At 68.0% G+C, this 20,362-nt stretch carries 18 protein-coding genes; 7 read left to right on the forward strand and 11 right to left on the reverse strand.

Going from position 1 to position 20,362, the window contains the following annotated elements:
• The first annotated feature begins 28 nt into the window (after positions 1-28).
• Positions 29-400 carry a YXWGXW repeat-containing protein gene (locus tag KPB06_RS30020; protein ID WP_059609057.1) on the forward strand — a complete coding sequence of 124 codons (372 nt, stop codon included), beginning with the start codon at positions 29-31 and terminating at the stop codon, positions 398-400.
• A 222-nt stretch (positions 401-622) separates the two neighbouring features.
• Here the strand turns inward: KPB06_RS30020 and KPB06_RS30025 are convergent, their stop codons facing one another.
• Complete coding sequence (locus KPB06_RS30025; RefSeq protein ID WP_059584853.1) at positions 623-1,009, reverse strand: winged helix-turn-helix transcriptional regulator; 387 nt, start codon at positions 1,007-1,009, stop codon at positions 623-625.
• Between the two features lie 324 nt (positions 1,010-1,333).
• Here KPB06_RS30025 and KPB06_RS30030 point away from each other — a divergent pair, with 324 nt between their 5' ends.
• Entirely contained in the window at positions 1,334-1,810 is a 477-nt protein-coding gene (locus KPB06_RS30030) for a nuclear transport factor 2 family protein (RefSeq protein ID WP_059584852.1), read from the forward strand.
• Positions 1,811-1,968: 158 nt separating this feature from the next.
• On the opposite strand, the gene KPB06_RS30035 is transcribed toward KPB06_RS30030, so the two are convergent.
• The 6 genes from KPB06_RS30035 to KPB06_RS30060 all read right to left on the reverse strand — a co-directional run bounded on the left by KPB06_RS30035 (position 1,969) and on the right by KPB06_RS30060 (position 10,918).
• On the reverse strand, positions 1,969-3,219 hold the full coding sequence (locus KPB06_RS30035; RefSeq protein ID WP_059584851.1) for an MFS transporter: 1,251 nt from the start codon (positions 3,217-3,219) through the stop codon (positions 1,969-1,971).
• Between the two features lie 291 nt (positions 3,220-3,510).
• Complete coding sequence (locus KPB06_RS30040) at positions 3,511-4,158, reverse strand: glutathione S-transferase family protein (RefSeq protein WP_059584850.1); 648 nt, start codon at positions 4,156-4,158, stop codon at positions 3,511-3,513.
• 264 nt (positions 4,159-4,422) lie between these two features.
• Positions 4,423-4,878 (reverse strand): MarR family winged helix-turn-helix transcriptional regulator, encoded by a 456-nt coding sequence (locus tag KPB06_RS30045; protein WP_059584849.1) that lies wholly within the window; start codon positions 4,876-4,878, stop codon positions 4,423-4,425.
• A gap of 166 nt (positions 4,879-5,044) precedes the next feature.
• Positions 5,045-6,568, reverse strand: a complete 1,524-nt coding sequence (locus KPB06_RS30050; protein ID WP_059584848.1) for an efflux transporter outer membrane subunit — start codon at positions 6,566-6,568, stop codon at positions 5,045-5,047.
• Positions 6,565-9,738: an efflux RND transporter permease subunit gene (locus tag KPB06_RS30055; protein ID WP_275905767.1), complete on the reverse strand. Its 3,174-nt coding sequence runs from the start codon at positions 9,736-9,738 to the stop codon at positions 6,565-6,567. The genes KPB06_RS30050 and KPB06_RS30055 overlap by 4 nt, the downstream gene beginning before the upstream one ends.
• A gap of 13 nt (positions 9,739-9,751) precedes the next feature.
• Complete coding sequence (locus tag KPB06_RS30060) at positions 9,752-10,918, reverse strand: efflux RND transporter periplasmic adaptor subunit (RefSeq protein WP_059584847.1); 1,167 nt, start codon at positions 10,916-10,918, stop codon at positions 9,752-9,754.
• 79 nt (positions 10,919-10,997) lie between these two features.
• Between KPB06_RS30060 and soxR the strand changes: the two genes are divergently transcribed.
• The gene (gene soxR, locus KPB06_RS30065; protein ID WP_059584846.1) at positions 10,998-11,477 is read left to right on the forward strand and encodes a redox-sensitive transcriptional activator SoxR; all 480 of its coding nucleotides are present in this window, start codon (positions 10,998-11,000) and stop codon (positions 11,475-11,477) included.
• 24 nt (positions 11,478-11,501) lie between these two features.
• Here the strand turns inward: soxR and KPB06_RS30070 are convergent, their stop codons facing one another.
• Positions 11,502-12,263: an SDR family NAD(P)-dependent oxidoreductase gene (locus KPB06_RS30070; protein ID WP_059584845.1), complete on the reverse strand. Its 762-nt coding sequence runs from the start codon at positions 12,261-12,263 to the stop codon at positions 11,502-11,504.
• A gap of 108 nt (positions 12,264-12,371) precedes the next feature.
• Here KPB06_RS30070 and KPB06_RS30075 point away from each other — a divergent pair, with 108 nt between their 5' ends.
• Positions 12,372-13,283: a LysR family transcriptional regulator gene (locus tag KPB06_RS30075; RefSeq protein WP_059584844.1), complete on the forward strand. Its 912-nt coding sequence runs from the start codon at positions 12,372-12,374 to the stop codon at positions 13,281-13,283.
• Between the two features lie 24 nt (positions 13,284-13,307).
• On the opposite strand, the gene KPB06_RS30080 is transcribed toward KPB06_RS30075, so the two are convergent.
• Positions 13,308-13,961 (reverse strand): TetR/AcrR family transcriptional regulator, encoded by a 654-nt coding sequence (locus KPB06_RS30080; protein WP_059584843.1) that lies wholly within the window; start codon positions 13,959-13,961, stop codon positions 13,308-13,310.
• 146 nt (positions 13,962-14,107) lie between these two features.
• Between KPB06_RS30080 and KPB06_RS30085 the strand changes: the two genes are divergently transcribed.
• On the forward strand, positions 14,108-15,400 hold the full coding sequence (locus KPB06_RS30085) for an NAD(P)/FAD-dependent oxidoreductase (RefSeq protein WP_059584842.1): 1,293 nt from the start codon (positions 14,108-14,110) through the stop codon (positions 15,398-15,400).
• Positions 15,401-15,444: 44 nt separating this feature from the next.
• On the forward strand, positions 15,445-15,834 hold the full coding sequence (locus KPB06_RS30090; protein WP_059584841.1) for a DUF3331 domain-containing protein: 390 nt from the start codon (positions 15,445-15,447) through the stop codon (positions 15,832-15,834).
• A 3-nt stretch (positions 15,835-15,837) separates the two neighbouring features.
• Here the strand turns inward: KPB06_RS30090 and KPB06_RS30095 are convergent, their stop codons facing one another.
• Together KPB06_RS30095 and ggt are read right to left on the reverse strand one after the other, a co-directional pair.
• Positions 15,838-17,166, reverse strand: coding sequence for a dicarboxylate/amino acid:cation symporter (locus tag KPB06_RS30095; RefSeq protein ID WP_059584840.1), 1,329 nt, complete (start codon positions 17,164-17,166; stop codon positions 15,838-15,840).
• Positions 17,167-17,317: 151 nt separating this feature from the next.
• Positions 17,318-19,069: a gamma-glutamyltransferase gene (gene ggt, locus KPB06_RS30100; RefSeq protein ID WP_059584839.1), complete on the reverse strand. Its 1,752-nt coding sequence runs from the start codon at positions 19,067-19,069 to the stop codon at positions 17,318-17,320.
• Between the two features lie 373 nt (positions 19,070-19,442).
• Here ggt and KPB06_RS30105 point away from each other — a divergent pair, with 373 nt between their 5' ends.
• The gene (locus KPB06_RS30105) at positions 19,443-20,321 is read left to right on the forward strand and encodes a MurR/RpiR family transcriptional regulator (protein WP_059584838.1); all 879 of its coding nucleotides are present in this window, start codon (positions 19,443-19,445) and stop codon (positions 20,319-20,321) included.
• The last annotated feature ends 41 nt before the right edge of the window (positions 20,322-20,362 follow it).

Here is a 20,362-nt window from a genome sequence, read left to right on the forward strand (position 1 = left end):
CGACCTCGAATACTGAACAGGAATCGCCATGAATCGACGCTCGCTGCTGCGCGCCATCGGATTGACCGCCGCCTTCGCGGGTACCGGCTGGCTGCGCGCCGCCTCGGCCCAGCCCGCCCCGCCCGTGTACCGTCCATCCGGCCCGAACCGCGTAGCGGGCGGCCCGCCCCATGCGGATCGCCCGACCTTCGCGCCGCCGGCCGCGCGGCGCGACCGCCGCCCACCGCCGCCACGGCCGCATGGCTATATATGGACGGACGGCTACTGGCGCTGGCAGCGCGGCCGCTATATATGGGTGCCCGGTCGCTGGGTCGCCCGGCGCCCCGGGCGCCGCTGGGTGCCCGGCTACTGGCGCCGCCAGGGGCCCGTGTGGGTCTACGTCGACGGTTCGTGGCGGTAAACAGCAGCCCGGCTCCGGCCGATGAAGGTTCCGAGCGGAACGGCGCGCGCGAGCCGGCGCCGTCCGCGCCACGGAATCATGCGCGACGGCAGCGGGTGCCCGGCAACATATCGTCGGGCTATCCATTTCGACGACCTCTCTTGGATCGCGAAGTGATTTCATGGCGATGCAAGTGCATCCGCCACGCTTCACCGCGCCCCGCTCGTTCGCCACGTACCACGCTCAACTCACGCCCTCTTCCGACTCGCGCGCACGACGGCGCGACGCGCGGATCGCACGATGATGTTCGTCGGCCCACCGGATCATCGCGTGCATCGGTGTCAGGAACGAACGCCCGAGGTCGGTCAACGCATATTCGACCCGCGGCGGCACTTCGGCGAACAGCGTGCGGCTGACGAAGCCATCCTGCTCGAGCCGCTTCAGCGTACGCGACAGCATCTGGTTCGACACATCGCCGATCGTACGGCCGAGTTCGTTGAAGCGCATCGTTCCGCCCGACAGCGCCTCGAGCACGAGCAGGCTCCACTGGTCGCCGATGCGGTCCAGTACATCGCGGATCGGGCACGGCTGATCGAGATCGACGGATTCGTCGGCGGACGGCAGCGGCATGACGGAATTCTCTTTCACGGGCGGTTCACAGTCACCGTGGCGTGACCTGTTCACACCGCGGTGACTTCTTGTGACGGGTTCGCGGCAACTGTACCATTCGATCGGCCCGACAGCCGCCTGCCCGTCGTCCGGATTCACCAGTTCAACGAAGCATGACGATATCGCGCACTATCGGCAGCGGCATCTCGTGGTCTTGCCGGCGAATCGCTCATGCCGATACGGGATGCATCGCGCGGCCACGGCTCGATCGCTCGCCGGCGAGCGCGTTCAGCGCCACCCGAGTCGCGCATCCCTCCACGCATCGTCAGACCAGGAAAACGCTACATGTCATCGTTTCGCTCCCCCGCTCACGCCGTTGCCGCAGTCGTTCTGCTGGCCGCATCGACGGCCGCGCTGGCCACCGGCCCGGCCACGCGCGACCTGGCTGCCGAGGAAGCCAACCGCCAGCTCGTGCTGACGTTCTACGAGCGCTTCTTCAACCGGCACGAAGCGGTCGAGGCCGCCGCCGTGGTCGCGGACGACTACAAACAGCACAACCCGCACGTGCCGGACGGCAAGAAGCCGTTCGTGTCGTACTTCGTCGGCGCGTTCCAGAAGAATCCGGCGTCACGCGCACGCATCGTCCGCAGCGCGGCCGACGGGGATCTGGTGTACCTGCACGTGCATGCGACCGAGCGCCCGGGCGATCGCGGCGAAGCGGTGGTCGACATCTTCCGCGTGAAGGACGGCAAGATCGTCGAACATTGGGACGTGATCCAGCCAGTGCCGGAAACGTCGGCGAACCGGAACACGATGTTCTGACGCATCGCGCCGGCGCGTCGCGATGCCGGGGGGCTGGGACGCGGCCCGGACCTCGTCCGCCGCGCCGGTGTCGGGCCGTGCGAAGTTGCGCGACGACCACGCACGGGGCCCCGTTCGACAGGAGCGGGCCAACGTCGCGCGGCCCACGACAACAACCCCTACGACAACACGGCCGTTCTCGCGCCCGGCCGCGTACGCCCGTACGCCACCATCATCGCGAAGCTGAGCAGGAAACCCGCGCCGCCGATCAGCAGCAATCCGATTTCGCCGAATACCGGCAGCAGATTCGTCAGCGCGCCCGTCACGACCCACGCGACCGCCATCACCGAGCCCGCGACGCCGAGCGCCCAGCCCTGCCGATCGTCGCTGACGGCGTCGGAAAACGCCGTATACATCGTCGTGTACGCAACCATGTCGAAGCAGCCGACGACCATCGCGAGCGTCCACAGCACCGGTTCATTCGGGAACAGCGCGGACAGGATCTGGCCAAGGCCGGCCACGAGCAGGCCCGTCTTCGCGATATCGATCACGCGCCACACGCGCAGCATCAGCCGCACGACGCACAACAGGCCGAACACGAAGCAGATGCCGATCACGCCGCTGAACAACCCGAGCCGCGCGCTCGTGTAACCGAATTTCGCCTGCAACAGCAGCATGACGGTCTGCAGGTAGAGCCCGTAGCCGACCTGCATCAGGAAGAACACCACCGACAGGAATGCGACGTCGCGCTGCCGCGCGGCTTCCCGGATGATCCGCAGCGGCAACAGCGGATCGATGCGCGTATCGCCGCGCGGCGCCGCGGAATCGCGATACGACGCCCAGGTCCAGCACGCGCAGATCAGCGACAACGCGGCGACCAGCGCGAACGGCGTGCCGTAGTCGAACACCGGCGAGATCGTCCGGTCGGACGTCACGCCGCCGAGCACCGGGCCGACGATCACGCCCGCGCTGAACGCGAGCGACATAATGCTCATGTTGTACGCCTTCGTCTCGGGCGTGCTGAGATCGGTGATGGCCGCCTGCGCGATGCCCTGGCAGCCGGCCATCAAGCCCGTGAGCCCGCGCCCGGCCAGCAGCAGCGCGACGCCGGCATGCGACGCACCGGCCGCCATCATCGCGTAGCCGGCCGCGAGGCCGAACACGCACAGCAGCAGGATCCGGCGGCGGCCGTAGCGATCGGACAGCTCGCCCATCAGCGACGAGCCGAAGAACATGCACAGCGGATAGATCCCGTAGCCGAGGCCGAGATAGAAATTGCGCACGTGCGCGCTGGCGTCGGCCGGCAGGATGCCCGCGTGCGGATCGCTGAAAATGGCGGACATCATCGGATAAACGAGGCCGAACCCCATCGCGTCGAGCGCGATGGCGAGCAAGCAGGGGCCGAGCAGCTTGTAATCGAGCCGGGACATGGCGACCTTCCGGACAGAGTGAATGATCGCGCCAGCGTAAACACCGGGCGACGGCCGCGGTAGGCCGCCGGACGCGATGCTGATCATCGGCTCGCCCGATACCCGCGATACCGCCCGCGCCGATGGGTCGCCGTCCCGCCCGGGCGGCCGCTACATCGGGCGCGCATCGCGTCGGGCCGCCGCACCACACGGCTCTGCCCGTCGCCCGCACGCGACGTGCTGATCCATTTGGACCGCACGAAGCGCACGCCTGGTTGCGATCATGGCCCAGGCGGCGCCGGCGATGCGACGTCAGTGCGCCGCCTCGGCCGTCGGCACGCGGCATGCGCTCAGGCCGCGCTGAACGGCCGGCCGCGCGGCGATCTCGGCAAGCCAGCGCTCGACGTGCGGAAAGCCGGCAAGGTCGAGGTCGAGCTCGGCCGCCGTGCGCAGCCACGGGAACGCGGCAATGTCGGCGATCGAATACCGCGACGACGCGAGATACACCGATTCCGACAAGCGGCCGTTCACGACGCCGTAGAGACGCAGCGCCTCCTTCCGGTAGCGGTCGATCGCTTCCGCATTGCCCGTCTTCGAGGCGTGCAGGAACCACCACAGCTGACCGAGCATCGGCCCGATCCCGCCGATCTGGACATGCAGCCATTGCTGGACCGCCGTGCGCTCGGCCAGCGTTTCAGGCTGCAGGCAGCCCGTCTTCTCGGCGAGATAGCCGAGAATCGCGCCGGATTCGAATACGGCCAGCCCCGTGTCGTGGTCGACGATGGCCGGGATCTTGCCGTTCGGATTGGTCGCGAGATACGCCGCGCTGCGCTGCTCGCCGGCGGACAGGTTCACCTGCACGCGGTCGTGGGCAAGCCCGGCCTCTTCCAGGTAGATCGCGATCTTGTGCCCGTTCGGCGTGTCGGCCGTATAGAACGTGAGGGAGTGCGTCGAGGTCATGTCGGTCCTTGTCATCGGTTATCATTGCAACTGCAATCGTTGCAATTGCAATCCTATGCCGAAACCGGCGATGCCGGCGACATGCCAGTACTCGAAGGAGGGACATGCAGATGGCGCGGCCTGGTCCGCCCGTGCGGCGCCCGACACCTGCCGCGCCGCGTCAGCCCGCCTCGAACGGCTGACGACGCGGCGGCTCGTGCCGCATGGCCGGCCGGCGCCCGCGCTCGATGCGCGGCGCGCGGCCGCTCCGTGTACCGGATACCGTTACTTCACTCCGGCTGCCGCGTCGCGCGCGGCAGCGGCCGCGCGATCGAGCGCAACGGCCATCGCCGCCCGCTCCTTGCCGGTGAACTGGTTGAGAAAAAGCTCGGCGACCGTCGACTGGTAGACCTTCCACATCTTTTTGCGCAGCGTCCGCCCCTTGGCGGTGATGCTCGCGAACGCGGCGCGGCCGTCGTCCGCCGAACGCGTGCGCGTGACGAGCCCCTCCTGTTCGAGCCGGTCGATGAGCCGCGTCAGGTTGTAGCGCTCGATCGCCAGCACATCGGCCAGTTCGTGCATGCGGCGCGTGCCGTCGGGCCCGCTTTCGAGCCCCCACAGTGCGTCGTACCACGCGTATGCGGGCAGGGACGCCGCCGCGAGGCGACGCTCGATCTCGCGAATCATCGTCCGGTGCGCGCGGACGAACGAGAACCACAGATCGGGTTCGGTTGCGCTCATGTCAGGTCGTTCCTCTCTCTTAATTGCATTTGCAATCAAATTTTACCGCGAGAACGATGACCCTTTCATGCGATTGCCATTGCCGCGTTGCTCGCCGATCGCTGCGCGTTGCTTTGCGCGGAGCGACGCGACGCGACGCCACGATCGCCGCGCCGCACTGTTCGCGCTACTTCTCCGACTGAGCAAGCGGGCCTTGTGCGCCCCGCCCCGTACCCGACGGCCAGCCGCCCGCGAGCGCCTTGTACAGCGCGACCGTCGATGCCGCGCTGCGCATCCGCCCGTCGGCCGCCGCGTCCTGCGCCTGCAGCAGCGTCCGTTGCGCGTCGAGCACTTCGTAGTAGTCGATCGCGCCCGCCGAGAAGCGCGCCTGCGCAAGTTGCGCGGCGCGCGCGCTGTCGTCGGCCGCGCGCACGAGATGAGCGGTCTCGTCACGCGTGCGCGCGACGCGCAGCAGTGCATTCTCGGTTTCCTCCAGCGCGCCGAGCACGGTCTGCCGGTACTGCGCAAGCTGGCCGGCGGCCTCCGCGTCGCTCGCGGCGATCCGAGCGCGCACGCGGCCGACGTCGAGGAACGACCAGTCGATGCCGAGCGCGATCAGGTTCGTGTCGCTGCCCGCGCGGAAGAACCCGTAGCTGCTCGTCGCGCTGCCGAGCAGCCCCGACAGCGTGAAGCGCGGAAACAGGTCGGCCGTCGCGACGCCGACGCGCGCGGTCGCCGCATGCAGCCGCGCCTCGGCGGCCGCGACATCGGGGCGGCGGCGCAGCAAGTCGCCTGGCGTGCCGGGATCGATGTCGGCCGCGAGCGCCGGCAGCGGCACCGGCGCGGCCGTCTTCGGCGGGTCGAACCGGCCGATCAACGCATCCGGCGTCTGCCCGACCAGCACCGCGAGCCGATGCTCGTCGACGCCGATCGCGGCTTCGTACACGGCGATCCGCGACGTCGTCGATTCGTACTGCGCACGCGCTCGCGCCGCATCGAGTTCGGAGCCGCGTCCCGCGCCGACGCGCACATTGATCAGCGCAAGCGTCTGCTTCTGGTTGTCGGCGTTCTCGCGCGCGATCCGCAATCGTTCCTGCGAGCCTCGCAGATCGACGTACGTGCTCGCGACCTCTCCCGCGATCGCGACGCGCACCGCGCGCACGTCGGCCGCGCTGGCCGCCGTTTCCGCGCGCTGCGATTCGATCGAGCGCCGCACGCGGCCGAACAGGTCGAGTTCCCACGCGGCATCGACGCCCACGCTCGACGTCGGCGCATCGCGCTGGCTGCGCGGCGCGCCGAACGCCTGGTCCTTGCTCATCAACTGATGGCCGATCCGGCCGCTCGCGGTGATTGTCGGATAGCGGTCGAACGTCGCCTGCGACAGCAGCGCATTCGCCGCGTCGTAGCGCGATACGGCCACCTGCAGATCCTGGTTCGCCGCGAGCGCCGCGTCGATCAACTGCGTCAGCGCCGGATCGCCGAAACCGCGCCAGAACGCGGCATCGGCCGCCGCCGATGCGTCGGGCGGCATATCGGGCCGTGTATCGGACCATGTATCGGCCGGCGCCGCATCGCGCTGCGTCGCCGGATGCGCATCGCGCGCGAACCGCGCGGCCGTGGCCGTATCCGGTCGTTTGAAATCGGGGCCGACCGCGCATGCGGCGAGCGTCACCGACATCGCGAGCGCGGAAAGACGGAAAGCGGCGCTCATCGGTTTTCTCCTTCGAGGGTGCCATGCTGTTCGCTCCAGACGGCCGGCGTGCCGCCCGCGAGCTTGCGGATCGCCACGTAGAACACGGGCGTCAGGAACAGCCCGAACAGCGTGACGCCCAGCATCCCCGCGAACACGGTGACGCCGGTGGCCGCCCGCACCTCGCTGCCCGCGCCGCTGCCGATCAGCAGCGGCACCGAGCCCGCGATGAACGCGACCGACGTCATCACGATCGGACGCAACCGCAGCTTGCACGCTTCGAGCGCCGCGTCGACCACACCCTTGCCCTGGATCTCGAGCTCGCGCGCGAATTCGACGATCAGGATCGCGTTCTTGCACGCCAGCCCCATCAGCACGACGAGACCGACCTGCACGAACACGTTGTTGTCGCCGCCGGACAGCCACACGCCGAACAGCGCCGCGCACATGCACACGGGCACGATCAGGATCACCGCGAGCGGCAGCGTCCAGCTCTCGTACAGCGACGCGAGCACCAGGAACACGAGCATCACGGCCAGCGGGAACACGACGATCGCCGCGTTGCTCTGCGTGACCTGCTGGTAGCTGAGGTCGGTCCATTCGAGCGTGATGCCCGGCGGCAGCACGTCCTTCGCGATCTGCTGCAGCTTCGCGATCGCCTGCGACGACGACATCGTCTTCGGGTCGGCATCGCCGATCAGGTCGGCGGCCGGATAGCCGTTGTAGCGCACGACCGGATCGGGGCCGTACGCGGGCCCGACCGTCACCATCGAGCCGATCGGCACCATCTCGCCCTTCGCGTTGCGTGTGCGCAGGTTCGCGATGTCGGCGGCCGTCTGCCGGTGGCCGGCATCCGCCTGCGCCATCACGCGATATACGCGGCCGAACACGTTGAAGTCGTTCACGTACATCGAGCCGAGATACACCTGCAACGTATTGAACAGATCGGTCAGCGCGACGCCCTGCGCCTTCGCCTTCAGCCGGTCGACCTTCACCTCGAGTTGCGGGATGTTCGCCTGGTACGAGCTGACGGGATAGCTCATCCCCGGCGTCTTCGCGACCGCGGCCTGGAACGCGGTGAGCGCCTTCTGCAATTCGCCGTAGCCGAGGCCGCCGCGATCCTCCAGATACAGCGCGTACCCGGAGCCGTTGCCCAGGCCCTGGATCGGCGGCGGCATCAGGGCATACGTAATGCCGCCGCCAATCGCCGCGAAGCGCGCGTTCAGGTCCGCGTTGATCTGCGCGGCGCTGCGGTGACGCTGGTCGAACGGCTTGAGGATCACGTAGGAGTTCGTGATGTTCGGCGTGTTCACGCCCTGCAGCGCATTCAGCCCGGCGAACGCCGGCACCATCTCGACGCCGTCGGTACCGAGCGCGATCTTCGTCATCTGCTCGGTCACCGCGCTGGTGCGCGCGAGCGACGCGCCTTCCGGCAGCTTCGCGCCCGCGAACAGGTACAGCTTGTCCTGCACCGGGATGAAACCGCCCGGTACCGCGTCGAACAGCAGCGCGGTCGCCGCGAGCAGCGCCGCATAAACCGCGAACACCACGCCGCGCCGCTTCAGCGTGCGCGCGACGACGCCGTGATAGCGATCGGCGCTGCGCTCGAAGAAGCGGTTGAACGGATGAAACAACCAGCCGAATGCGCGGTCGAGCGCGCGCGTCAGTGCATCCTTCGGCGCGCCGTGCGGACGCAGCAGCTTCGCGGCGAGCGCGGGCGACAGCGTCAGCGAGTTGATCGCGGAGATCACCGTCGAGATCGCGATCGTCACCGCGAACTGCTTGTAGAACTGGCCGGTGACGCCCGACATGAACGCCATCGGCACGAACACCGCGCACAGCACGAGCGCGATCGCGACGATCGGCCCCGACACCTCGCGCATCGCCTGGTGTGCGGCATCGCGCGGGCTCAACCCTTGTGCGATGTTGCGCTCGACGTTCTCGACCACGACGATCGCATCGTCGACGACGATCCCGATCGCGAGCACGAGCCCGAACAGCGTCAGCGTGTTGATCGAATAGCCGAGCAGATAGAGCCATGCGAACGTGCCGACCACCGATACCGGCACCGCGACGAGCGGAATGATCGACGCGCGCCACGTCTGCAGGAACAGGATCACGACGAGCACGACCAGCACCACGGCCTCGATCAGCGTGTGCTGCACCGCGCGGATCGATTCGCGCACGAACACCGTCGGGTCCCACACCGGGCGGTACGCGACGCCAGGCGGGAAGCGCTTCGACAGCTCGTCGAGCTTCGCATACACGGCCTTCGCGACGTCGAGCGCGTTCGCGCCCGGCGACAGGAAGATGCCGACCACGGCCGAATGCTTGTCGTTGAAATACGAGCGCAGCGTGTAGTCACCCGCGCCGAGCTCGATGCGCGCGACGTCGGACAGCTTCACGACCTGCCCGTCGTCGCCGTTGCGCAGCACGATGTCGCTGAATTCCTGAACCGTGCGCAGGCGGCCGCGCACGTTGATCGACACGAGAAAGTCGTTCTTCTTCGGCGACGGCTCCGCGCCGAGCTGGCCGGCCGACACCTGCACGTTCTGCTCGCGCACGGCCGCGATCACGTCGCTCGCGGTCAGGCCGCGCGATGCGAGCCGGTTCGGGTCGAGCCACAGCCGCATCGCGTAATCGCCCGAGCCGTACACGCCGACGTCGCCGATGCCGGTCAGCCGCGACAGCTCGTCCTTCACGTTCAGCGTCAGGTAGTTGCGCAGGTACAGCGAATCGCGGCTGCTGTCGGGCGAATAGAGGCTCACGTACATCAGCGGCGTGGGCGACTGCTTCTGCGTGGTCACGCCGTACTGGCGGACCTCGTCGGGCAGGCGCGACAGCGCCTGGCTCACGCGGTTCTGCACGCGCACGGCGGCCGTGTCGGGATCGACGCCCTGCAGGAACGTGACGACGACCTGCAGGCTGCCGTCCGACCCGGCGACCGACTTCATGTACATGATGCCTTCGACGCCGTTGATCGCCTCTTCCAGCGGTTCGGCGACCGACTCGGCGATTTCCTTCGGGTTCGCGCCCGGGTACGTCGCACGCACGACGACGCTCGGCGGCACGACTTCGGGATATTCGCCGGCCGGCAGCATCGGAATCGAGATCAGGCCGATCGCGAAAATGACGATCGACAGCACGACCGCGAAAATCGGGCGGTCGATGAAGAAGCGGGAGAAATCCATCGTATCGCTCCCGTCATTGCGCGGCAGGCGCGCCGGCATCGGCGCGCGCGGGCAGCGCCTTCGGCTTCACCTGCGCGCCCGGATAGTAGATGCGCTGCACGCCGTCGACCACCACGCGGTCGCCCGCCTGCAACCCCTTCTCGACGATCCGCTCGCCGTCGAGTTCGCGGCCGATCGTCACGTCGCGACGCAACGCCTTGTCGCCGGGGCCGATCACGTACACGTACTTGCGGTCCTGGTCGGTCAGCACGGCCTTGTCGTCGACCAGCAATGCATCCTGGTCGCGGCCGCTCACGAGCTGCACGCGCGCATACAGGCCCGGCGTAAACGTATGGTCCGCATTCGGCAGCCGCACGCGGGCGCGGATCGTGCCGGTTTGCGGATCGAGCCGGTTGTCGAGGAAATCGACGGTGCCCGCATGCGGGAAGCCCGTCTCGTTCGCGAGGCCGACGCGCACCGGATCGGCGCCGATCGCGCGATGCGCCGGATCGGCACGCCGCGCGTTGTAGCGCAGGTAGCTCTGCTCGTCGCAATCGAAATACACGTAGACCGGATCCTGCGACACGACGGTCGTCAGCAGCGTGTCGTCCGCGCGCGCGAGGTTGCCGACGGTCGCGACCGCGCGGCCGACGCGCCCCGCGATCGGCGCACGCACTTCGGTGAAGCCGAGATTGAGCTTCGCGTCGGCAACGGCCGCGTCGGCTGCCTGCAGGTCGGCGCGCGCCTGCTCGGCGGTGGCGCGCGCGTTGTCGAGTTCCTCCTGCGACGTCGCATGCGCATCGATCAGCGTCTGCACGCGCTTGAGCTGCAGGTTCGCGAGGTTCGCGGCCGCACGGGCGCGCTGCTGCTGCGCATTCGCACGGTCGAGCGCGATCCGGTACGGGCGCGGATCGATCTCGAACAGCAGCGCGCCCTGCGCGACCACGTCGCCCTCCTTGTACGCGACACGCTGCAGATAGCCGCTCACGCGCGGCCGCAACTCGACCGCGTCGACCGCTTCGACGCGTCCGTTGAATTCGTCCGCGAGGCGAACGGTACGCGGCGCGACGGTGGCGACGCCGACTTCGGGCAGCGGCTGGGCCGACGACGTGCCTTTGCCGTCGTGACAGCCCGACAACGCCAGCAACAGGGCGCAGGCCACGCCCAAAGGCGACGTCCTGCGTAGGGAAAAGGAGCGCATGATGCCTCGCGACGGGTTAAACTGCCGCGTAGCATAAAAGTTGAAGTTAACTTCAAGTCAAGCTTTCCCGGAGGGCGTCATGGGTATCCCGGAAACCCCGCAATGGCCGCTGATGTCGATCCGCGAAGTGGCCGCGCGCAGCGGCGTGCCGGCGTCGACGCTGCGTTTCTACGAGATGCGCGGATTGATCAAGTCGCACCGCAACGGCTCGAGCCATCGCCGCTATTCGCGTGCGGTGCTGCGGCTGATCGCGTTCATCGTGTTCGCGCAGAAGATCGGCTATTCGCTCGACGAAATCGCCGAGCAGCTCGTCAGCCTGCCCGAGGACACCGCGCCGACCAACAAGGACTGGCAGCGGCTGTCACGCGGCTGGAAGCAGCGCGTCGCGAGCCGGATCGAGGAATTGCAGCGGCTCTACATCAACCTCGACGAATGCATCGGCTGCGGCTGCCTGTCGCTGAAACGCTGCAAGCTGACCAACCCGGAAGACCGCGCGGGCCGCAACGGGCCCGGTGCACGGCGCTGGCTCGGCGACAAGCCGCCAACGGATTGCGAATGACGCGCCGATCGTGGATGCCGTGCGTCACCCGACGCGCCAGCCGCCGTTCACCGCGATCGTCGCGCCGGTGACGAACGACGCGCGCGGCCCGGCGAGCCAGGCAACCGCATCGGCGACGTCGTCCGGCTGCCCCGCGCGGCCGGCCGGCGTCTGCGCGCGGATCATCGCCGCGACCGCCGGCGCGACCCCGCCGTCCCCGAAGAAACGCGTGCCGGCGATATAGCCGGGCGCCACCGTATTGACCGTTGCGCCGCGCGGCCCGAGTTCGCGTGCCAGCGCGACGGTGAAGCCTTCGACGCCGGCCTTCGCGGCCGCATAGGCGAGGCCGCCCGGCAACAGGCTGCCGGCGCGCGCCGCGATCGAGCCGATGTTGACGATTCGCGCCGCGCGATCGGCGAGGTGCGGCAGCACGGCCATCGTCGTCAGGAACAGGCTCTTGAGGTTTGCGTCGAGCACGGTGTCCCACACGGCCTCGGCCTCGCTCGCTTCGGTGTCCGCACTGACGCGGGCGGTCCGCCCCGCGTTGTTGACGAGGACGTCGATACGCGGCCATCTTGCGACGATCGCCGCCACCACCGCCTCCGCATCGCGTCGCACGCTCAGATCGCCGGCCTGCCCGACTGCCGCTCCGCCCAGGCGCGCGACAGCCGCCTCCAGCCGCGCCGCATCGCGCCCGACGAGCGCGACGCGATACCCGTCCCGCACCAGCCGGCTCGCGATCGCGAAGCCGGTCCCGCTCGACCCGCCCGTGACGATGGCCGTGCGCTGCTGTTCATTGCCCGTCATGATCTGCCCTCCCGAGTATCGACGGTTGACGACAAGGACATTCTGGGCAGCGCAGGGTGATAGGTAAAATACGAATTCGATGATCTATTGATACATGGCAGGTATCGCATGATCGATCTGCGCCAGTTCCGGCAATTCATCGCGGTCGCCGAAACGCTCGGCTTCCGGCGCGCGGCCGAGCGACTGCACATGGCTCAGCCGCCGCTCAGCGCGGCGATCCGCAAGCTCGAGGACGAACTGGGCGTCGCATTGCTCGAGCGCGACAACCGCGGCTCGCGGCTCACGCCGGCCGGCGAAGCGTTCCTGCTCGAAGCGCGGCGCGCGCTCGAACAGGCCGAGCGCGCGGTGGCCGTGGCGCGCCGCGCGGGCGCCGGCCTCGGCGGCACGCTGCGGCTGCGCTTCGTCGACAGCACGGTCAACGCGCTGTTGCCGCTGATCCTGCGCGCGTTCCAGGAGCGCCATCCGGACGTCGATTTCCAGCTCGAGGAAGGCACGACCGCCGAACAGATGCTCGCGCTGCGTCAGGACCGCACGGACGTCGGCATCGTCGTGCTGCCGGTGGCCGATGCCGGCGACGTGCATGTCGAGCCGCTGCTGCGCGACCGGATGGTGGCCGCGCTGCCCGACGGCCACCGGCTCGCGCGGCGCCGCCGCATCGCGCTGGCCGAGCTGGCGGATGAACCGTGGGTCATGTTTGCCGCGCACCACGGGCCCGGCATGCACGCGCTGATCGTGACGGCGTGCGCGCAGGCGGGCTTCGCGCCGCGCGTGGTCCAGCAGCCGCGCCAGATGCAGACGACGGCCGGGCTCGTCGCGGGCGGCATCGGCGTCGCGCTGATGCCGCGCCTGTTCGTGCCGATGCAGCCGCGAGGCATTACGTTCTGCGAACTGAAGGGCGCGGGCAGTCCGCTCGCGTACGAGCTGGCGATCGCATACCGCGCGCCGTCGCCGCTCGTCGATGCGCTGCGCGAGAGCGCGCGGAACGCGGTGCGCGAGCTGGGGCTGATCGCGGCGACGTGACCGCGCGCATCGCGCGCGCGGCGCTCAGTCGCCGAGAATGTTCAGCGCGACCGCGAGCACGGCCTGCCTGAATTCGTGCTGCCGCGTGGGCAGCGACGTGAACTCCAGCATCATGTGGCTGTACGACACGGTCGTACCCACGGCGCTCGCGATCATGAAGAACAGCACGTTCGGATCGACCGGACGAATCGCGCCGGCCTCGACCGCGTCCGCCAGCAGCGGAAACATCGCGTCGTGGTACGGGCGCACGAGCCGCTCCCGCAGCCGGTCGAGCCGCGCGCCCTCCTCGGTCGCCGCCGTCGAGAAGAACATGCCGATATCCGGCTCCGCGAATTCGTGATCGACGCACAGCTCCAGCGCGCGCCGCACGCGCTCGCGATGCGGCAGCGGCGACGCGCGCAACGCACGCAGCGCGTCGAACATCGGTTCGGCCAGCTCGACGATCTGCTCGACGACCGCCAGCCACAACGTTTCCTTCGTGCCGAAGTGATGGGCGATCAGCGCCGCGTCGATGCCCAGCTCGCGCGCGACTTCACGCACGCTCGTCGCGTCGTAGCCGCGCTTCGCGAACGTGCGGCGCGCGGCCCGCAATATCACGTCCGGACCGACGGACGCATCCGCCAGCGGCCGTCCGCGCGTCCGCCGCTTCGACGGCGCGCGTTCAGTGACTTCTGCCACGTTTTTCCTGCTCCTTGAACGATTCGAATGCCCGTGTCCGGCCCCCGCTTCGACATGCCGGAATCGGGCGACCCGCCCCGCTCCGTTGACACGCGGAGCCGGGAAGCGCTAGGATCATACCTTATTCATCACGTGATGATTTATCCATGACAACCCCTACACGCATCGTCATCGTCGGCGGCGGGATCGCCGGGCTGCAACTCGCGACCCGCCTGGGCGAGCGTCTCGGCCGGTCCGGGCAGGCACGGATCACGGTCGTCGATCGGAGCCCGACGCACATCTGGAAGCCGATGCTGCACACGATCGCGGCCGGCACGCGCGACGTCCAGCAGCAACAGGTGATCTTCCTCGCCCATGCGCGCGACCACGGCTACACATACCAGCCCGGCGAACTGAAGGGGCTCGATCGCGCGCGCCGCCGCGTGCAGCTCGGCGCGATCCGCTCGCGGGACGGCGACGTGGTGATCGGCGCACGCGAACTCGAATACGACGTGCTGATCCTCGCGCTCGGCAGCCAGGCCAACGATTTCGGCGTACCCGGCGTGCGCGAGCACTGCTACTTCATCGACAGCCAGCAGCAGGCCGAGACCTTCAACGAAGCGTTGCGGATGCGCGTGTTCCGCAGCATCGCGCGCGACGAGCCGTTTCGCGTCGCGATCGTCGGCGCGGGCGCGACGGGCGTGGAACTCGCGGCGGAGCTGAGCCGCTTGCTGGAAGTGGCGCAGGCGTACGGTGACGAGACGGTACGCGAGCGGCTGCAGCTCACGCTGCTCGAAAGCGGCCCGCGCATCCTCAACGCGTTTCCGCCGCGCATTTCCGCGTCGGCCCGGCGGCGGCTCGAACAGATCGGCTTTCGCGTGCTGACGTCGACGCGCGTCACGTCGGCCGACGCGAACGGTTTCCACTACGGCGACGGGTCGTTCGCCGAAGCCGACCTGATGGTCTGGGCGGCCGGCGTGAAGGCGCCCGACTTCATGCAGGCGCTGGGCGGGCTCGACACGAACCGCGCGAACCAGATCGTCGTCGGCCCCACGCTGCAGGCGACCGGCGACGAGTGCGTGTTCGCGATCGGCGATTGCGGCAGCCTGCTGCCCGACGGCCACGAACGACCGCTGCCGCCGACCGCGCAGGTCGCGACGCAGCAGGCCGAGCACCTCGCGAAGCATCTGCCCGCATGGCTCGACGGCACGCCGATTCCACCGTTCGCATTCCACGATTTCGGCGCGCTGGTGTCGATCAGCGATTACGACGCATTCGGCACGCTGGGGCAGTTCGGGTTCTTCCGCGGCGGCTTCATCCAGGGGCGCTTCGCGCAGTTCAGCCACCTGATGCTCTACCGGCGGCACCAGCAGGCGCTGCACGGCTTTTCCAAGGCGACCCTGCTGTGGATCGCCGAACGGATCAACGGCTGGGTGCAGCCGCGCATCCGCCTGTCGTGATGCCGCGCGTCGCGGCACCGCGTAACGTTTCGAGGAACAGAGACATGAACAACCGTGCAGCGCCCTGGCTCATGACCGTCGCCGCGATCGGCAGCTTCGACATGCCGTCCGTCTCATGGGGTGCGCCGCGGCGGCGCAGCGTCACGCGCGACCGGCTGCCGTCGTGGGACGCGACGAGCAAGCCGACCATCGACGTGCTCGAACGGCCGACCGCCGACACCGTGATGATTTCGTGGTGCGACGCGTGCACCGGACACTACGGCTACCAGAAATGGCGCCTGTTCACGACGCGCAAGCGCGGCGTGTGCGCGCTGTCGGGGCGACCGATCGAGATCGGCGACAGCGTCTATGCGCCGCAACTGCTCGGCTCGACGCCGGGCAACGCCGCCGCGATGGTCCTCGCGGCATGCATCGACGACGCGCTGGCGGCCTGAGCGTCAGGTCGCCGTGGTCTGACCGGCGCCATAGGCCGGATCGCCGTTCTGCCGTTCGAGTTCGGCATCGAGATGCGCGGCATGCGCGCGTGCTTCGGACTCCGACATCAGCTCGCCCTCCCACTTCGCGACCACCGCGCTCGCGATCGAGTTGCCGACCGCATTGGTGGCCGAGCGGCCCATGTCGAGGAACGTGTCGACCCCGAGAATCAGCAGCAGCCCGGCTTCCGGGATGTTGAACTGGTGCAGCGTCGCCGCGATCACGACGAGCGACGCGCGCGGCACGCCGGCCATTCCCTTCGACGTGAGCATCAGCACGAGCAGCATCGTGATCTGCGTGCCGAGCGACAGGTGGATGTTGTACGCCTGCGCGATGAACAGCGACGCGAACGTGCAGTACATCATCGAGCCGTCGAGATTGAACGAATAGCCCATCGGCATCACGAAACTGGAGATCTTGCGCTTCACGCCGAAGCGGTCGAGCGCGTCGAGAATCTTCGGATACGCGGCTTCGGAGCTGGCCGTCGCGAACGACAGCATGAACGCTTCCTTGATCAACGCGAGCAGCTTGAACACGCGGCGGCCGAGGAACAGCAGCCCGGCCGCGACGAGCGCGGCCCACAGCAGCACGAGGCTCGCGTAGAAGTCGCCCATGAACACCGCGAACTTCAGCAGGATCGACAGCCCGTTGACCGCGACGGTCGACGCCATCGCTGCCATCACCGCGAGCGGCGCGAGCTTCATCACGTAGCCGGTGATCTTCAGCATCACGTGCGCGAGCTGGTCGATCGCGGCGACGAGAATCTTGCCGCGCTCGCCGAGCGCGGCGAGCGCCACGCCGAAGAACAGCGAGAACACGACGATCTGCAGGATTTCGTTGTTCGCCATCGCCTCGGCGATCGACTTCGGCACCATATGGCCGACGAAATCCTTCAGCGTGAACTTGGACGTCGCGAGATGCGCGGACGCGCCGATGTCCGGCAGCGGCAGGCCGAGGTTCTCGCCGGGCCGCAACAGGTTCGCCATCAGCAGGCCCAGCAGCAGCGAGACGAGCGACGCGGTGACGAACCAGCCGAACGCTTTCGCGAACACGCGCCCGACCGACGCCGCGTCGCCCATGTGCGCGATGCCGACGACCAGCGTCGAGAACACCAGCGGGCCGATCACCATCTTGATCAGCCGCAGGAACACGTCGGACACGAGCGAGATGTAGCCGGCGATTTCCGCGGCCGACTGCTTGTCCGGAAGCTGCGTGTAGATCAGGTAGCCGATCAGGATGCCGGCTGCCATGGCGAGCAGGATCCAGCCTGCCGCAGACATTCGTTTGTTCATGACGGAGTTCGCCGAGTGGCGATGGAGTTGACGGAAGAAAGGTGCGCGCCGCTCAGGCTGGTGGATGTCCGCCGACGGGCGCGCTGCCGCCGCACCGGCATTCGCGGCAACGCGAACGCCGGCGGCAGCGATTCGGGATGAAACGGTCGGGTCAGTAGCCGATCGCCGAACCGGCCGGACGGCGCGGGTCGTTGTAGCCGTAGATGAAGCCGACACGCACGTTGCCGGACACGGACGAATCGTTCCCGGAACTCTGACGGCTCGCCGCTTCGGTGCCCGGCAGGCCGACCATGATCAGCTCGGCGGCGCCCCACGGCGTCTGCTCGACCATCTTGTAGCCCATGTTGCGCAGGATCGCGAGCGTGTCGGGCGACAGGCCGTAGGTTTCGTAATAGACCGCGTCGGGCAGCCACTGGTGATGGATGCGCGGCGCGGCGACCGCGTCCTGCGGCGTCATCCCGTAGTCGATCACGTTCAGCACGGTCTGCAGCGTGATCGTGATGATGCGCGAGCCGCCCGGCGAGCCGACCACCATGAACACCTTGCCGTCCTTCTTCACGATGGTCGGCGCCATCGACGACAGCGGACGCTTGCCCGGCGCGATCGAGTTGCGCGTGCCCTGCACGAGGCCGAACAGGTTCTGCGCGCCGACCTTCACGGTGAAGTCGTCCATCTCGTCGTTGAGGAAGAAACCGGTGCCCGGCGCGATGACCACGGCGCCGAAGCGGCCGTTGACCGTATAGGTCGTCGACACCGCATTGCCGTCATGGTCGACGATCGAGTAATGCGTCGTTTCCGGCTTCTCGTGCACGCCGACACCGGGCTGCACGTCGACCGACGGCGTGGCCGTGTCCGCATGGATGCTCTTGCGGATCTGTGCCGCGTATTCCTTGCTCGTCAGCTTCGCGATCGGGTTGTCGATGAAGTCCGGATCGCCGAGGAGCGTGTTGCGGTCTTCGTACGCGTGGCGCATCGCTTCGGTCATGTAGTGGACCGCCGCGGCCGAGTGGTAGCCGAGCTTGCGCAGGTCATACCCTTCGAGGATGTTCAGCGTCTCGCACATCGTCACGCCGCCCGAGCTCGGCGGCGGCGCCGACACGAACTCGTAGCCGCGATACGTGCACGTCAGCGGCGCCATGTCCTGCGCGCGATAGGACGCGAAGTCTGCCGCCGTGATCACGCCGCCGCCGCGCTTGGCGGCCGCCTCGACGATCTTCGGGATCTCGCCGTGATAGAACGCGTCGGGCCCCTGCTCCGCGATGCGTTCGAGCGTGCGGGCCAGATCCTTCTGCACCAGGCGGTCGCCCGGCTGCAGCGCCGAGCCGTCCGGGCGCAGGAAGATGCGTGCGGCTTCGGGATCCTTCCTGAAGCGCTCGACCGTCGTGTCGAGGATGTCGGTATCGCCGCGCGTCAGCACGAAGCCGTCACGCGCGAGCCGGATCGCCGGCGCCATCACCTGCCGGCGCGTCAGCTTCCCGTACTTGCGCTGCGCGAGATCGAGGCCCGCCACCGTACCCGGTACGCCGACCGCGCGATAGCCGTACAGGCTCTGCTCCGGAATGACGTTGCCCGACGCATCGAGATACATGTTCGCGGACGCCGCGGCCGGCGCCGTCTCGCGGAAATTGATGAAGCGGTCGCGACCGTCGGCCAGATGGATCGTCATGAAACCGCCGCCGCCGATGTTGCCGCAGCACGAATTGGTCACCGCCTGCGCATAGCCGACGGCGACCGCCGCGTCCACCGCGTTGCCGCCTGCCTTCAGGATGTCGACGCCGATCTGCGACGCGAAGTGCTGCGACGACACGACCATGCCGTTCTTCGCTTCGACCGCCGGGTCCGACGCGGCGAACGCGCACACGCTCATCGCCGACAACAGGGTGAGTATTACGAGCCGCCTCATGACGGGATCCTCCAGACGAATAAACCGGGCCATGCGGGAATGCACCAGTGCGCAACTACGTGTCGACGCTGCCAATCCGACATGTAATAAACGATACATTCCAGTGAGGCCGCGATCATAGCACTCGGTTTTTTGGGCCAAAACCTAGGGTAAGCCCTGAATTTGACGCGAAAGCACGTCGATAAGACTGACAATGAATGTTCGATTTATTACACATATGAACGTATTCGTTGAGCAGGGTGATGCGTCCCTCTAATTTCAGGCCGTACGCGGCCTGCGGCACGTCGATCGGCTAACATGCGTGCAGTTGGCGGCAGACGCCCGTCTGCCGTTTGGTCGTTCAGTTCAATTCAGATAGAAAGCCGGAGTACCGATGGGGACGAGCATCAGGGCGTTGTTGTTATCCCAGATGGATAGCTTCACGCCGTCGGAACAGAAGGTCGCGCAGGCGTTGCTGGAGCGCTATCCCAGTCTCGGGCTGGGCCCCATCGCGCAGTTTGCGAAGCAGGCGGAAGTCAGCGACCCGACCGTGTTCCGCTTCGTCGTCCGGATCGGTTTCCCGAACTACTCGTCGTTCCAGCAGGCGCTGCACGACGAGATCGACACCGCGATGAATTCGCCACTCGCGCGGATGGATGCGTTCCACTCGGAAACCGGCATGCGCGACAGTCATGCGGCGATCTTCCAGCGGCTGTCCGAATCGCTAGCGGCGACGATCGAAGGGCTCGACGCGGCCGCGTTCGACGCGGCCGTGGCGGTGCTGGCCGATCCGGACGTACGCATTTTCTGCGGCGGCGGGCGGTATACGGCGCCGCTCGCGTCGCTGTTCTCGTTCACGCTCGCCTATGCGCGGCCGCGTGTGCAGTACGTCGAGCCGAACGTGAATCTCGCGTCCGTCGCGCTGGTCGACATGGGGCGCAACGACGTGCTCGTGATCTTCGACTTTCGCCGTTACCAGAAGGACAGCATCCGCTTCGCGCAGGCCGCGCACCGGCTCGGCGCGCGGATCCTGCTGGTCACCGACGAATGGCGCTCGCCGATCGCCGCGTTCGCGGAAATCGTGCTGCGGATCCAGGGGCGCCCGTTCGCGATGCTGCAGACCAACGTGCCGGCGCTGGCGCTCACCGAGGCGCTCGTGATCGCCGTGACGAACCGGCTGCCGGAGCTCGCGCGGCAGCGGATGGAAAAGATCGAGCGGCTCAATGCCGGCGGGATCGAGTGGGATACCAACCAGCGGGATTTGCCCGAATGACGATCGTTCGCGTGGCGGGCGTGGGCGCCGGCTTTCGACCT

The sequence above is a fragment of the Burkholderia semiarida genome (assembly GCF_029268935.1).
GTDB lineage: Bacteria > Pseudomonadota > Gammaproteobacteria > Burkholderiales > Burkholderiaceae > Burkholderia > Burkholderia semiarida.